Origin of the sequence: Rhodococcus sp. MALMAid1271 (assembly GCF_049195265.1) — a bacterium.
Taxonomy (GTDB): domain Bacteria; phylum Actinomycetota; class Actinomycetes; order Mycobacteriales; family Mycobacteriaceae; genus Rhodococcoides.
The window spans coordinates 1-335 of the sequence record NZ_JBMIRQ010000002.1; the positions used below are offsets into that span (position 1 = coordinate 1).

1 protein-coding gene is annotated in these 335 nt (G+C 61.8%); it reads right to left on the bottom strand.

What is annotated here, in order from left to right:
- Positions 1-248: metal-sensitive transcriptional regulator (locus tag ACOQFP_RS00010; protein WP_421583069.1), on the bottom strand; the 248-nt coding region annotated here is incomplete at its 3' end.
- Positions 249-335 lie beyond the last annotated feature (87 nt).

Here is a 335-nt window from a genome sequence, read left to right on the forward strand (position 1 = left end):
AACAGCTTCTCGAGCTCCGCTTCACTCATCTTCTCGCCCGTTTCCGCTCCCGTGATGCACTCGCGGAGTCCGGTGGCGACGATCTTGAACCCGGCCCGGTCGAGCGCCTTCGACACCGCAGCCAGCTGGGTGACGACGTCCTTGCAGTCACGGCCACTTTCGATCATGGCGATCACGCCTGACAGCTGGCCCTGCGCACGCCGTAGGCGGTTCAATACCAATGCGATGCTTTCGGTATCACCGGTCATGTCCATCAATCCTTCGTTCGAGTAACCCCAGGTTACCCCCTGGGGTAACGGACGGTGAAGGCTCGAGCACACCACGCTCGCCCACCA